This window comes from Halopseudomonas sp., assembly GCF_038130085.1.
Lineage (GTDB): Bacteria > Pseudomonadota > Gammaproteobacteria > Pseudomonadales > Pseudomonadaceae > Halopseudomonas.
Genome location: NZ_JAYPMU010000021.1, coordinates 15,427 through 28,342, shown reverse-complemented (window position 1 = coordinate 28,342; position 12,916 = coordinate 15,427). Strand labels below are relative to the sequence as shown.

General features: G+C 61.0%; 12 protein-coding genes. 3 read left to right on the top strand and 9 right to left on the bottom strand.

What is annotated here, in order from left to right; translation table 11 throughout:
• Nucleotides 1–47 precede the first annotated feature (47 nt).
• Together dnaG and rpsU are read right to left on the bottom strand one after the other, a co-directional pair.
• Nucleotides 48–2,030 (bottom strand): DNA primase, encoded by a 1,983-nt coding sequence (gene dnaG / locus AAFM31_RS14260; RefSeq protein ID WP_341708596.1) that lies wholly within the window; start codon nucleotides 2,028–2,030, stop codon nucleotides 48–50.
• Nucleotides 2,031–2,249: 219 nt separating this feature from the next.
• Nucleotides 2,250–2,465 carry a 30S ribosomal protein S21 gene (rpsU, locus tag AAFM31_RS14255; RefSeq protein ID WP_088274353.1) on the bottom strand — a complete coding sequence of 72 codons (216 nt, stop codon included), beginning with the start codon at nucleotides 2,463–2,465 and terminating at the stop codon, nucleotides 2,250–2,252.
• A 209-nt stretch (nucleotides 2,466–2,674) separates the two neighbouring features.
• Here rpsU and tsaD point away from each other — a divergent pair, with 209 nt between their 5' ends.
• Nucleotides 2,675–3,712 (top strand): tRNA (adenosine(37)-N6)-threonylcarbamoyltransferase complex transferase subunit TsaD, encoded by a 1,038-nt coding sequence (tsaD, locus tag AAFM31_RS14250; protein WP_341708595.1) that lies wholly within the window; start codon nucleotides 2,675–2,677, stop codon nucleotides 3,710–3,712.
• Here the strand turns inward: tsaD and plsY are convergent.
• Nucleotides 3,702–4,286, bottom strand: a complete 585-nt coding sequence (plsY, locus tag AAFM31_RS14245; protein ID WP_341708594.1) for a glycerol-3-phosphate 1-O-acyltransferase PlsY — start codon at nucleotides 4,284–4,286, stop codon at nucleotides 3,702–3,704. The genes tsaD and plsY overlap by 11 nt on opposite strands.
• Nucleotides 4,287–4,340: 54 nt before the next feature.
• Here plsY and folB point away from each other — a divergent pair, with 54 nt between their 5' ends.
• Nucleotides 4,341–4,703, top strand: a complete 363-nt coding sequence (folB, locus tag AAFM31_RS14240; protein WP_341708593.1) for a dihydroneopterin aldolase — start codon at nucleotides 4,341–4,343, stop codon at nucleotides 4,701–4,703.
• On the top strand, nucleotides 4,700–5,242 hold the full coding sequence (folK, locus tag AAFM31_RS14235) for a 2-amino-4-hydroxy-6-hydroxymethyldihydropteridine diphosphokinase (protein WP_341708592.1): 543 nt from the start codon (nucleotides 4,700–4,702) through the stop codon (nucleotides 5,240–5,242). Before folB ends, folK begins: the two co-directional genes overlap by 4 nt.
• On the opposite strand, the gene AAFM31_RS14230 is transcribed toward folK, so the two are convergent.
• The 6 genes from AAFM31_RS14230 to AAFM31_RS14205 form a co-directional block, all read right to left on the bottom strand.
• A complete protein-coding gene (locus tag AAFM31_RS14230; RefSeq protein ID WP_341708591.1) occupies nucleotides 5,221–6,459 on the bottom strand; it encodes a multifunctional CCA addition/repair protein in 1,239 nt (412 codons plus the stop codon). The genes folK and AAFM31_RS14230 overlap by 22 nt on opposite strands.
• Before the next feature lie 82 nt (nucleotides 6,460–6,541).
• Nucleotides 6,542–8,095 carry a SpoVR family protein gene (locus tag AAFM31_RS14225; protein ID WP_341708590.1) on the bottom strand — a complete coding sequence of 518 codons (1,554 nt, stop codon included), beginning with the start codon at nucleotides 8,093–8,095 and terminating at the stop codon, nucleotides 6,542–6,544.
• Complete coding sequence (locus tag AAFM31_RS14220; protein ID WP_341708589.1) at nucleotides 8,092–9,363, bottom strand: YeaH/YhbH family protein; 1,272 nt, start codon at nucleotides 9,361–9,363, stop codon at nucleotides 8,092–8,094. The genes AAFM31_RS14225 and AAFM31_RS14220 overlap by 4 nt, the downstream gene beginning before the upstream one ends.
• Nucleotides 9,364–9,479: 116 nt before the next feature.
• Nucleotides 9,480–11,402, bottom strand: a complete 1,923-nt coding sequence (locus AAFM31_RS14215) for a PrkA family serine protein kinase (RefSeq protein WP_341708588.1) — start codon at nucleotides 11,400–11,402, stop codon at nucleotides 9,480–9,482.
• A gap of 358 nt (nucleotides 11,403–11,760) precedes the next feature.
• Complete coding sequence (glpE, locus tag AAFM31_RS14210; RefSeq protein WP_341708587.1) at nucleotides 11,761–12,081, bottom strand: thiosulfate sulfurtransferase GlpE; 321 nt, start codon at nucleotides 12,079–12,081, stop codon at nucleotides 11,761–11,763.
• Between the two features lie 11 nt (nucleotides 12,082–12,092).
• Complete coding sequence (locus tag AAFM31_RS14205) at nucleotides 12,093–12,905, bottom strand: symmetrical bis(5'-nucleosyl)-tetraphosphatase (RefSeq protein ID WP_341708586.1); 813 nt, start codon at nucleotides 12,903–12,905, stop codon at nucleotides 12,093–12,095.
• Between the last annotated feature and the right edge of the window lie 11 nt (nucleotides 12,906–12,916).

Below are 12,916 nucleotides of genomic sequence, written 5' to 3'. Positions count from 1 at the left end.
TGCGGATTATACCCTGATTTCGCCTGCTGACGCCACTTGAGGCGGGGTCAGCCGTCGTTTTTACGGGCGTTTCGTGCGCCCAAAAGGTCTCGCAGTTGTTGCTTTTCCTCGGCAGAGAGCGGTTCGTTGACCGATTTGTCGAGGAGGTGCTCGATTCTCCGCTCGTTTTGGCGAGCGGTTAATTTGTTAATGGTGTCGAAAAACTGTTGTTCAAGGTTCACGCCGGGACTGGTCAGTAGCCACTCCTGCTCGGCCAGGCGATTCAGTTGCTCCCCCATCGCCGTTCCGTGCCAGCGTGCCAGCAGCTCAATTGTAGTCAGCGATGGTTGTTTCTGCGCGGCGTCTATCAGTGCTACGAGCAGTCTCGCTTCGTCTTCGTCCTCGTCGGCCATCTGATTGGCCTGTTGGGCATGTGCGGCCAGATGCGGGTGGTGCAGCAGTGTGCGCACCGCCTGCAAAACCGGGCTGTCTACCTCTCGGCGTGGCGCTTTCTTCCCGCCACCAAAGTCCTTGCGTCCTCGCTGCTCGCCGCGCTCATTGTTGCGCGGCGCAAATGGGCGTCCGCTGTTGCTGCTAGGAGGCGCGCCAAGCAAGCCGTCTGGTATGTAGTACTCGGCTTCTGCCTCGTCGCGCTCTGGCCAATCATCCCAGGCGCCAAACGGAATGTCGTCGGCGTGCGGCGGATGCTCTGGCGCTGCCGGACCGGATTCGGTAGCGGGCAGGGTTGCAGGCTCGACGGTGTCCAGATCAATCCCGGTCTGCTGCTGCAGGGATTGGCGCAGCAGTCGCCGCAGCATGCTGCCCGGCACCTGATCGATCAGTGGCAGTGCCAGTGAAGCCATGTGTGCCTTGCCTTCAAGGCTGTCGGCTCCGGCTTCCTCTGAAAGATGCCGGAACAGGTAGTCCGTCAGTGGCAGTGCTTCGCGCTCCAGTCGGCGTCGGAAAGCGTCAGCCCCTTCTTCGCGTACCATCGTGTCCGGGTCCTGCCCGTCGGGCAGAAACAGGAAGCGTACGTGACGACCGTCTTCCAGTACGGGCAGGGCGGAGTTAAGTGCACGCCATGCTGCCTGGCGTCCTGCTCTGTCGCCGTCGAAGCAAAAGATCACGTTGTGCACCAGCCGAAACAGGCGCTTGAGGTGCTCTTCGCTGGTTGCTGTGCCAAGCGTGGCGACGGCATTGGTGACGCCGTGCTGAGCCAGCGCGATCACGTCCATGTAGCCTTCGACCACCAGAATCTCATTCAGTTGCCGATTCTGTTGCTTTGCTTCGTACAGGCCATACAGTTCCTGGCCTTTATGGAATACCGGTGTTTCTGGCGAGTTCAGGTATTTGGGCTTCTCATCGCCCAGTACCCGACCGCCGAAGCCGATGGTCCTGCCGCGGCTGTCTCGAATGGGAAACATGATGCGGTCGCGGAAGCGGTCGTAGCGGCCGCCACTATCGGGATTCTCGACGATCAGTCCTGCTTCGATCAGCGCATTTTGTTCGGTAGTGTCGCGACTCAGGTGGGACATGAGGTTGTCCCAGCCCGGGGGCGCCATTCCAAGGTCGTACAACTTGGCAATTTGCCCGGAGAGCCCGCGTCCCTTGAGGTAGTTAATCGCGCGCTGCTTGCTCGGATGTTGGCGCAGTTGCTGCCGATAATAGGCGGCTGCCTGCTCCAGTAGAGTGTATAGCGGATTGTCCTTGCGCGGTGCGCGGCTGCTGCTCTTGCGGCCGTCGTTGCGCTCCTCGTGCGGCACTTCAACGCCGGCCTGGCGTGCGAGTTCTTCGACCGCTTGGGGGAAATCCAGGCGATCAAAGTCCATCACGAAGCTCAGCGCGCTGCCGCCAGCGCCGCAGCCGAAGCAGTAGTAGAACTGCTTGTCCGGGCTGACGCTGAAGGAAGGCGACTTCTCGTTATGAAACGGGCACAGCGCAGAGTAGTTTTTGCCGGTCTTCTTGAGCTTCAGGCGAGCTCCGACGACTTCGACGATGTCGATGCGTCCGAGCAGGTCATCAATGAAGCCCTGAGGGATAAGTCCGGCCATGCTGTCTGCGTTGCCCCTGCGAGAGTGCGCCGTCGCCGGCGCGCTGAGCTGTCCGTGGCATTTTGCGATAGCAAATGCACAAAGACGCAAAAATCCAGCCATTTCCTTTCGGAAGGCCGGAAAGATGCGTGTTCCAGTGCTGTTCAGTCTGCTGATGCGAGCGCGTACGCCGCATCGGTGGGCCTGTGGTCAGGCCCGATCAGAGCTGAGTGTCGGAACTCAGTACAGGCGCTCGCGACGACGCTGTTCGCGCTGAACTTTCTTGGCGTGACGCTTTACAGCGGCAGCAGCCTTGCGCTTGCGCTCGGTAGTCGGCTTCTCGTAAAACTCGCGACGACGGACTTCAGCCAGAACACCGGCTTTTTCGCAGGAGCGTTTGAAACGACGCAGGGCCACGTCGAAGGGTTCGTTCTCTTTAACTTTGACGGCAGGCATTTCGTACCTTTCTCAAACGTTGGTAGTCATGTCCGTAGGCAATAGTTGCCTGCGGCGATTGCATTTCAAGGGACGCGGATGTTACCGCCTTAATTTGCAAAAAGCAAAGCCTATGACGCCCATAAAGGTAAAAAACTGGCCTGTGGGCGCCCGGCTGATTATCATGCGCGGCAGATGACATTCATGTAATTCGAGGCATAGGGCCAAGCATGCGCGTTCTGGGTATTGAAACTTCCTGCGACGAAACCGGCATCGCGCTGTATGACAGCGAGCGAGGCCTGCTGGCGGACGCGTTGTTCAGTCAGATCGATCTGCACCGTGTTTACGGTGGGGTGGTGCCTGAGTTGGCGTCGCGTGACCACGTCAAGCGCATGGTACCACTGATGCGCGAAGTGTTCGCCAAGGCCGGCTTGCAGCCGGGTGAGGTCGATGCGGTGGCCTATACGGCGGGCCCCGGCCTGGTCGGTGCGCTGCTGGTCGGCGGGGCGTGCGCCCGGGCTCTGGCCTTTGCCTGGGGCGTTCCCGCTTTGGGCGTGCATCATATGGAAGGACATTTGCTGGCGCCCTGCCTTGAAGAAAATCCGCCCGAGTTTCCGTTCGTCGCCTTGCTGGTGTCCGGTGGGCATACCCAGTTGGTACGCGTTGATGGCATCGGCGAATACGAGCTGCTGGGCGAGTCACTGGACGACGCCGCAGGGGAAGCCTTCGACAAGACCGCCAAGCTCATGGGGCTGCCGTATCCGGGCGGCCCTGAAATCGCCAAGCTGGCTGAGCAGGGGCGCCCCGGCATTTTTGTATTCCCCCGCCCGATGACTGACCGCCCCGGCCTGACTTTCAGCTTCAGTGGTTTGAAAACCGCGGTGCTGACTGCCTGGCAGGCTTGCTCACAGCAAGGTCAACCTGATCAGCAGACGCTGGCCGATATCGCTCTGGGATTTGAAACAGCGGTAGTTGAGACGCTGACCATCAAATGTCGCCGCGCTCTGAAGCAGACCGGACTGAAGCGGCTGGTCATTGCCGGCGGCGTCAGCGCCAACCGTCGCTTGCGTCAACAGCTGGAGAGCATGACCGCCGAGTTGAAGGGCAATGTGTTTTATGCGCGCCCGGCCTACTGCACCGACAACGGTGCGATGATCGCCTACGCCGGTTGCCAGCGTTTGCTGGCTGGTCAGCAGGACGAAGGCGGTATCGAAACACGCGCGCGCTGGCCGATGGAACAGCTGCCACCTATTGCGCTCAAGGCCTGAAGCGGTTTTCCACGCCTGCCAGCAAGCGGCCAATATTCAAGCGGTGACGCAACAAGATCAGTAGCACCATGAGGGTGACCGGAAGCAGCAGGGTCGGCGCAATCCAGGCAAGGGCAGGTGGCAGCGTCAGGCTGGCCAGCAACGACGCCAACGAGGCGATTCGTTGCCAGTAGAAGGTCAGCCCCCAGGCAAGCGCAGCAATAAGCGCTGCCGGCCAGCAGAGCACCAGCATGACGCCTGCTGCGGTGGCAACGCCCTTGCCACCCTGCAGGCGGTGGAAGATGGGCAGGATGTGGCCGCATACGGCGGCGAGGCCGATCCAGCCCTGTTGAACAAGGGACAGGTCGGCATAACGCGCCAGTGCTACGGCCAGCGCGCCCTTACCGAGATCGCCGGCCAGGGTGGCCAGCGCTAGAGAGCGGTTACCCAGGCGCAGCATGTTGCTGGCGCCGGGGTTGCCGGAGCCCAGTTTGCGCGGGTCCGGCAGGTGGCGCAGGCGGCTGATCAGCACGGCGAAGGATACCGAGCCGAGCAGGTAGGCGATGGCCAGCCAGAGTAGAAACTGGGTATGCATGCAGCGGACCCCGGGCAAAATGACGTTTGATTGTAGTCGACACGGGAGCAGCCTGTGGATCAGGTTTTTATCAAAGGGTTAGCAGTAGATGCCGTCATCGGTGTCTACGACTGGGAACGCACCATCAAGCAACGGCTGGTGTTCGATCTCGATATGGGCTGGGACATCCGTCCGGCGGCTGCAAACGACGCGCTTGAGCACACCCTGAACTACGCGGCGATCAGCGAGCGAGTTCAGAGCTTTGTCGAGCAGAGCCGCTTCCTGCTGGTTGAGACGTTAGCTGAACAGCTGGCCAGTTTGCTGATGAGCGAGTTCTCCATTCCCTGGTTGCGCCTGTGTGTTACCAAGCCGGGTGCTGTCCCGGCTGCGGCTGGCGGGGTAGGGGTGCTGATTGAGCGAGGGGTTAAGCCCGCGTGACCACCGTCTATCTGGGTGTCGGCACCAATACCGAACGCGAGTATCACCTGCAGCGTGGGCTGGATGCGCTGGCGGAGTTGTGCGGCGAGTTGCGGCTGTCGCCGGTGTTTGAAAGCGACGCGGTCGGGGTGCTCGGCAAGCGCTTCTACAACATGGTGGTCGCCGTTGAGACGCGTCTGGCGCTGGTGGATCTGAATGCGGCGCTGAAGGCGATTGAAGCGGCGTGCGGCCGCCGTGAGTCGCCGCAACCCGGGCGTATCACGCTGGATATCGACGTGCTTTGCTACGGCGACTTGACCGGTGTGCACGATGGCATCACCTTGCCGCGCCCAGAGGTGACACGTAACGCCTTTGTGCTTTGGCCGCTGGCGCTGACTGCTCCGCAGGACAGGCTGCCTGGCAGCGAGCAGACGTTCGCCCAACTGTGGCGGGGTTGGCAGGGCAGTCAGGCGCTATGGCCGGTTGCCTTCAACTGGCGTGACTGTGCCCTGACGTCAGCGGAGCTGCTCGCCGAGTATCAGCCACGCGAAGCTTTATAGTCGCTCAGAGCTTCCTGCCGCGCCTGCTCGAGTGCGCGGCCCATCTCTGCACCCTGCAGGCCCTTCTCCAGCAACGGTTGAATATCGACCGAGCGCGCGGCCTGTGCCGCGCCGCGCAGGTAGTCCGCCTGAGGGTAAGGTCGAGACTCAAACCCGGTGCGACCTTGAGCATCGGCTACACACACTGCCAGAAATTGCTCGAAGCGTTCGCCGCGACGGTAGATATCCAGCGCCTTGAACAGCTTGAGCAGGGTCTGCGGCCGCAGCTCAAGCGCGCGGTGGCAGTGGGTGTGATACTCGCACGCCAGCAAAGCCAACTCCTGACAGTCCCGCGGAGCCTTGCAGCGCTGGTTAACGGCTTTCACCGCTTTTAGTCCGCTGGTTTCATGGCCGTGGTGCTTTGGCCAGTGCTCCGGGCGAGTCAGCCCCTTCCCCAGGTCGTGCAGCAGACAGGCCCAGCGAGCGGGTAATGGCAACTGGTCGCGGGCGGCGATCTGCAGCACCTGCAGTACGTGGATACCGGTGTCGATCTCCGGGTGGTGAGCTTCCGGCTGCGGGACACCAAACAGCGCGTCGACTTCCGGCAGCAACTCGGCCAGCGCGCCGCAGTCACGCAGTACCTGAATAAATACCTCCGGGCTCGGCTCCATCAAGGCACGGCTGATCTCCATCCAGCTGCGCTCTGCGGTCAGACTCCGTAGTTCGCCCGACTCGCTCAGCTGGCGCATCAGTGTCATGGTTTCATCGGCCACGCGGAAGCCAAGGCTGGCGTATCGGGCGGCAAAGCGCGCGACCCGCAGCACCCGCAGCGGGTCTTCGGCAAAGGCTGGGGAGACGTGGCGTAAAAGTCTCGCCTGCAGATCCCGCTGGCCGCCGTAGGGGTCGATGATCTCACCGTCGGCACCCTGTGCCATGGCATTGACCGTGAGGTCCCGGCGAATCAGGTCCTGTTCCAGGGTGACATCCGGGCTGGTATGAAAGACAAAGCCGCCGTAGCCAACGCCGCTCTTGCGCTCGGTACGAGCCAGCGCGTATTCCTCGCCCGAGGTCGGGTGCAGAAATACCGGAAAGTCCTGACCGACTGGGCGGAAACCTTCCTGCTGCAACTGCTCTGGCGTGGCGCCGACCACAACCCAATCACGGTCGAATACCGGTAAACCAAGCAGTTTATCGCGGACGGCGCCGCCGACCAGGTAGGTAGAGTAACTCGCGGGCATGGTGGCTCGTTGGCAGGGGTGGTTGAAGCGGCAAGCTTGCCCCGTCAGGCCGCGGCTCGCAAGTCCGCGGCCTGACGACGGCTCAGATTGGCGGGATATTCAAATCGAAGCGTGGCAGCCGGTCTTCCTCGACCTTCGGACGTGGCGGGATATGGACTTCGGCCACTACCTTGCTGCCGTCGACACTTTCCAGATGAATGTCGAAGCCCCACAGCCGGTGCAGGTGGCGGAGCATCTCGTCGGTCGACTCGCCGAGCGGTTTGCCCTGATGGCGCTGGTGGCGCAGGGTCAGCGAGCGGTCGCCGCGGCGATCCACCGACCAGACCTGAATGTTCGGTTCGCGGTTGCCGAGGTTGTACTGCGCTGCCAGCAACTCACGTACCGCGCGGTAGCCGCTGTCGTCGTGAATGGCGGCCACCTCCAGGTGGTCGTCGGCTTCGTCGTCGACGATGGCGAACAGCTTGAAGTCGCGGATCACCTTGGGCGACAGGTACTGCAGGATAAAGCTTTCGTCTTTGAAGGTGCGCATGGCGAACTTGAGGGTTTCCAGCCAGTCACTGCCGGCAATGTCGGGGAACCAGCGGCGATCTTCCTCGGTCGGGTCTTCGCAGATGCGACGGATATCTTGCATCATGGCAAAGCCCAGCGCATAGGGGTTGATGCCGCTGTACCAGTTGCTGTCGAACGGTGGCTGGTAGACCACGCTGGTGTGCGACTGCAGGAATTCCATCATGAAGCCGTCGGTGACCTTGCCTTCGTCATACAGGTGGTTGAGCAGGGTGTAGTGCCAGAAGGTCGCCCAGCCCTCGTTCATCACCTGGGTCTGGCGCTGGGGGTAGAAGTACTGTGCAATCTTGCGCACGATGCGCACCACTTCCCGTTGCCAGGGCTCGAGCAGCGGGGCGTTCTTCTCGATGAAATACAGCAGGTTCTCCTGCGGCTCGCTCGGGTAGCGGGGCAGTTCCTGTTCGTCATGGGCGTTGTGTGGATTGACCGGAATGGTGCGCCATAGCTCGTTGACCTGACGTTGCAGGTGTTCCTCGCGCTCCTGCTGGCGTTGCCGTTCCTCTGCTGCGGAGATGGGGTAGGGGCGCTTGTAGCGGTCGACGCCGTAGTTCATGAGGGCATGGCAGGAATCAAGCAGATCCTCGACTGCGTCGATGCCGTGGCGGTCTTCACACTCGCTGATGTACTGCTTGGCAAACACCAGATAGTCGATGATGGCGCTGGCGTCGGTCCAGCTGCGGAACAGGTAGTTACCCTTGAAGAACGAGTTATGGCCATAGCTGGCATGGGCGATCACCAGTGCCTGCATGCACATGGTGTTTTCTTCCATCAGGTAGGCGATGCAAGGGTCGGAGTTGATGACAATCTCGTAGGCCAGTCCCATGTGGCCACGGCGGTAGCCCTTCTCGGTGGCGAGAAAATGTTTGCCGTAGGACCAATGGTGATAGCCCAGCGGCATGCCGACCGAAGCGTAGGCGTCCATCATCTGCTCGGCGGTGATGACTTCGATCTGATTGGGGTAGGTGTCCAGGCCGTAGACCTCATGGGCGATACGGCCGATCTCCTGGTCGTACTCGCGGATCAGCTCGAAGGTCCACTCCGAACCGGTGGATATGGGGGTGCGGCTCATGTCGCCATCCTCTTCTGGAACAGCTTGCGGAACACCGGGTAGATATCGCCGGCGTCGACAATCTGCTGCTGGGCGAAACTGTCGGCAAAGTGCTCGGCGACCGCTTCGTACTCGTGCCAGAGGGTCTGGTGCTCGCGCGGGGTGATCTCGACGTAGCAGTAGTACTGCATCGCCGGCATGATCTGGCGTACCAGCAGGTCGCGGCAGATTGGCGAGTCGTCGTTCCAGTTGTCACCGTCGGACGCCTGCGCGCAATACAGATTCCACTCGCCCGGCGGATAGCGTTCCTCGATGATCTGCTGCATCAGGCGCAGGGCGCTGGAAACGATCGTGCCGCCGGTTTCCCGTGAGTAGAAGAACTCCTCTTCGTCGACTTCCTTGGCGCTGGTGTGGTGGCGGATGAACACCACCTCGATGCGTTCGTAGTTACGGCGCAGGAACAGGTAGAGCAAAATGTAAAAGCGCTTGGCCAGGTCCTTGGTCGCCTGGGTCATGGAGCCGGACACGTCCATCAGACAGAACATCACGGCTTTGGATGAGGGCGTGGGTTGTTTGACGATCAGGTTGTAGCGCAGGTCGAAGGTGTCGAGGAACGGGATGCGCTCGATACGGGTGCGCAGCGCTGAAATTTCCTCCTGCAACTGCTGGATGGCGGATATGTCATCCGGGTGCTCAAGTTTGAGTTGTTCCAGCTCCGCGCGCGCCTCGCGCAGGCGCCTGCGGCTACCTCCGCCGAGGGCGATGCGGCGGGCCTGAGCGGCGCGCATGGATCGCACGATATTGATTCTCGAAGGGTTGCCCTGCTGGCTGATGCCGGCGCGTACCGGTTTGAAGGTGTCGGTACCGGTCAGCTGGCGCTTGATCAGATTGGGCAGTGCCAAATCCTCGAACATGAAGTCGAGGAACTCATCCTGGGTGATCTGGAAGACGAACTCATCCATGCCTTCGCCGCTGTCGCCAGCCTGACTGCCGCCCTGACCACCGCCCCCGCCTTGTGGCCGGGCAATGCGGTCGCCGGTGGCGAACTCGCGATTGCCGGGATGGACCTGCGTCTGGCGGCCGCCTTTGCCGTGATGAAAGATGGGTTCGTCGATGTCGCGGTTGGGGATGCTGATGCTTTCGCCGTGTTCGATATCGGTGATCGAGCGGCGGCCGACGGCTTCCTCTACCGCCTTCTTGATGTGTGATTTGTAGCGCCGCAGGAACCGCTGGCGGTTCACGGTGCTTTTATTCTTGCCGTTCAGACGGCGGTCAATCACATAGCTCATTCAGGCCCCTCCGGGGCCAGCGGTCGGCTGCTTTCAGGCGACGCGCCGGCGATGCTCTGCCCTGGTTGCGGCTGCATGCCGAGGCGCTGCCGTGACGCCTCGGCGCGGGTCTCGCGTTACTGCGCCTTGCGCACCCGCAGGTACCACTCCGACAGCAGGCGCACCTGCTTCTCGGTGTAGCCGCGTTCGACCATGCGGTGTACGAAGTCGTTGTGCTTTTTCTGATCCTCGGTCGAGGCCTTGGCGTTGAAGCTGATGACCGGCAGCAGATCCTCGGTGTTGGAGAACATCTTCTTCTCGATCACCACACGCAGCTTCTCGTAGGACAGCCAGCTTGGGTTCTTGCCGTTGTTCTGCGCGCGTGCGCGGAGCACGAAGTTGACGATCTCGTTGCGGAAGTCCTTCGGGTTGCTGATGCCGGCCGGCTTCTCGATCTTCTCCAGTTCCTCGTTGAGCGAGGCGCGGTTGAGAATCTCGCCGGTTTCCGGGTCGCGGTACTCCTGATCTTGAATCCAGAAGTCGGCGTACAGCACGTAGCGGTCGAAGATGTTCTGGCCGTATTCGCTGTAGGACTCCAGATAGGCGGTCTGGATTTCCTTGCCGATGAACTCGACGTAGCGCGGAGCCAAATACTCTTTCAGGAAGCGCAGGTAGCGCTCGCTCACTTCGTTGGGGAACTGCTCCTGTTCGATCTGCTGCTCCAGTACGTAGAGCAGGTGCACCGGGTTGGCGGCAACTTCGGTGGTGTCGAAATTGAAGACCTTGGAGAGGATCTTGAAGGCGAAGCGGGTCGACAGGCCGTTCATGCCCTCGTCGACACCCGCTGAGTCGCGGTACTCCTGAATCGACTTGGCCTTGGGGTCGGTGTCCTTGAGATTCTCGCCGTCGTAGATGCGCATCTTCGAGTAGACGTTGGAGTTTTCCGGCTCTTTCAGCCGCGAGAGGACGGTGAATTGGGCCAGCATCTTCAGGGTATCGGGTGCGCAGTGTGCGGCGGCCAATGAGCTGTTGGTCAACAGCTTCTCGTAGATCTGAATCTCATCGCTGACGCGCAGGCAATAGGGCACCTTGACGATGTAGATGCGGTCGATGAACGCCTCATTGTTCTTGTTGTTACGGAAGCTGTGCCATTCGGACTCGTTGGAGTGGGCCAGAATGACGCCGTTGAACGGGATCGCCCCCATGCCTTCGGTGCTGTTGTAGTTGCCTTCCTGGGTAGCAGTCAGCAGCGGGTGCAGTACCTTGATCGGGGCCTTGAACATCTCGACGAATTCGAGCAAGCCCTGGTTGGCGCGGCACAGGCCGCCGGAGTAGCTGTACGCATCAGGGTCGTTCTGCGGGAATTCTTCCAGCTTGCGGATATCGACCTTGCCGACCAGCGAGGAAATGTCCTGGTTGTTCTCGTCGCCGGGCTCGGTCTTGGCGACGGCAATCTGTTGCAGTACCGAGGGGTAAAGCTTGACCACACGGAACTGGGAAATGTCGCCGTTGTATTCGTGCAGGCGTTTCACTGCCCAGGGCGAAATGATGCTGTTGAGGTAGCGCCGCGGGATGCCGAAGTCTTCTTCGAGAATGGCGCCATCCTCGGTGGCGTTGAACAGCCCGAGTGGTGATTCAAACACCGGCGAGCCCTTAATCGCATAGAACGGTACCTGCTGCATCAATTCCTTGAGCTTCTCTGCCAACGAGGATTTGCCGCCACCAACCGGGCCGAGCAGGTAGAGAATCTGTTTGCGCTCTTCCAGCCCCTGGGCGGCATGTTTGAAGAAGGAGACGATGTGCTCGATGGCGTCTTCCATGCCATGAAAATCGGCGAAGGCGGGGTAGCGTTTGATGACCTTGTTGGAAAATATGCGTGACAGGCGAGGGTCAAGCGAGGTGTCGACCAGTTCGGGTTTGCCGATAGCCATCAACAGGCGCTCGGCGGCGGTGGCGTAGGCAGTTGGGTCAGTCTTGCAGAGCTCTAGGTATTCCTGAAGGCTGTACTCCTCTTGCCGAGTGGCTTCAAAGCGGTTCTGGAAATGACTGAATATGCTCATGACACGACCTCGCTGTTACCAGATATGAGGTCTGGCGCTTCCGGGCAGCAGCCCACATGACGCGCTTTACCGGGCGACGGCATTTCCTGATGCGTGAATCCCCCAAAACGCAACTGCGGGCGTGGCCAGGAGTCTGTCGGAGGCGCCGGGCGACCAATCGGTGACGGGTCGGACGGTGGATCCGGCAGGCTCCCGTGTTTATCGGAAGCCGGCAGACCGACGTTCTCTTTTTTGATTCGCCTGACCTCAGGATAGTTGCAAATACGCAGTGCAACAGAAGATTTGGAGCGGAATTTTGTTGCAGAAGTGTGAGGCCGCGTCTGGTGCGGCCTGCAGGGGGAATAATTTTTTGCGCGAGTTAGTCGGCGCTAACCTGATCAGGGTAGGTCTGGCGCCACAGGTCAAAGCCACCATCCAGACTGTAGGCGTCGGCGAAGCCGATGCTGGCCAGATAGGCGGCGGCGCCTTGGCTGGAGTTGCCGTGGTAGCAGCAGACGATCAGCGGCGCTTGCTGGTCGGCGTTGGCGACGAAGTCGGCGAGGTTGTCATTGTCCAGGCGGATGGCGCCAGGGATATGACCGAACTCGAAGCTCTGCGGGTCGCGGATGTCGACCAGTTGGGCGTTGTTCGCGATCAGCTGGCTGGCGGTTTGCGGGTCGATGCGTTTGAAATCGCTCATGCTGGTTCCTCTCAGGTCGCGCAGTCGCAGTAGTGCAGCTCGTGGGTATCCAGGTTCATCAGGGTCATGCGACCGCCCCAGACACAGCCGGTGTCCAGCGCATGCACGCCCTGTGCGCCGGTGCGGCCTTCGATTGCCGCCCAGTGGCCGAACAGGATCTGGATATCCGCATCCTGTCGTGGGTAGCGGAACCAGGGGGCAAAGCCCTTCGGGGTGGTATCCAGGCCTTCCTTGGACTTGAATTCCAGCGTACCGTCCGGTTTGCAGAAGCGCATTCGGGTCAGATAATTGGTGATCGCACGCAGCCGGTCAATGCCCTTCAGGTTGGGCTTCCAGCGCGCCGGCTCGTTGCCATACATCTCATCCAGATAGTCTGGCAGACGTTTGTCGCAGCGCAGGATGGTTTCCACCTCGGCGGCCAGTTCCATGGTCTGTTGCACGGTCCAGATCGGTGGAATACCGGCATGAGTCATGACGTAGCCTAGCTCGGCATCCAGATGGGCAAGCGGGCGTTCGCGCAGCCAGTCGAGCAGGGCAAAACGGTCGTCGGCCTTGAGCAGTGGTTTGAGGGTGTCTGACTTGCGCAGGCGACTGCCGCTGCGGCTGGCGGCCAGCAGATGCAGGTCGTGGTTGCCCAGAACGGCGACACAGGCGTTATCGAGCTGCTTGAGAAAGCGCAGGGTGCCCAGCGAGTCGGGGCCGCGGTTAACCATGTCGCCGACGGACCAGAGTACGTCCTTTGACGGGTTGAAACCTACCTCGCTGAGCAGGCATTGGAGCGGCTTGAGGCAGCCCTGGATGTCGCCAACGGCGTAGATGGTCATGGGCGTACGAG

Excerpts from the sequence above, each read along its gene's own strand:
- dnaG (WP_341708596.1), bottom strand. The coding sequence starts at position 2,030 with ATGGCCGGACTTATCCCTCAGGGCTTCATTGATGACCTGCTCGGACGC.
- rpsU (WP_088274353.1), bottom strand. The coding sequence starts at position 2,465 with ATGCCTGCCGTCAAAGTTAAAGAGAACGAACCCTTCGACGTGGCCCTG.
- tsaD (WP_341708595.1), top strand. The coding sequence starts at position 2,675 with ATGCGCGTTCTGGGTATTGAAACTTCCTGCGACGAAACCGGCATCGCG.
- plsY (WP_341708594.1), bottom strand. The coding sequence starts at position 4,286 with ATGCATACCCAGTTTCTACTCTGGCTGGCCATCGCCTACCTGCTCGGC.
- AAFM31_RS14230 (WP_341708591.1), bottom strand. The coding sequence starts at position 6,459 with ATGCCCGCGAGTTACTCTACCTACCTGGTCGGCGGCGCCGTCCGCGAT.
- AAFM31_RS14225 (WP_341708590.1), bottom strand. The coding sequence starts at position 8,095 with ATGAGCCGCACCCCCATATCCACCGGTTCGGAGTGGACCTTCGAGCTG.
- AAFM31_RS14220 (WP_341708589.1), bottom strand. The coding sequence starts at position 9,363 with ATGAGCTATGTGATTGACCGCCGTCTGAACGGCAAGAATAAAAGCACC.
- AAFM31_RS14215 (WP_341708588.1), bottom strand. The coding sequence starts at position 11,402 with ATGAGCATATTCAGTCATTTCCAGAACCGCTTTGAAGCCACTCGGCAA.
- glpE (WP_341708587.1), bottom strand. The coding sequence starts at position 12,081 with ATGAGCGATTTCAAACGCATCGACCCGCAAACCGCCAGCCAGCTGATC.
- AAFM31_RS14205 (WP_341708586.1), bottom strand. The coding sequence starts at position 12,905 with ATGACCATCTACGCCGTTGGCGACATCCAGGGCTGCCTCAAGCCGCTC.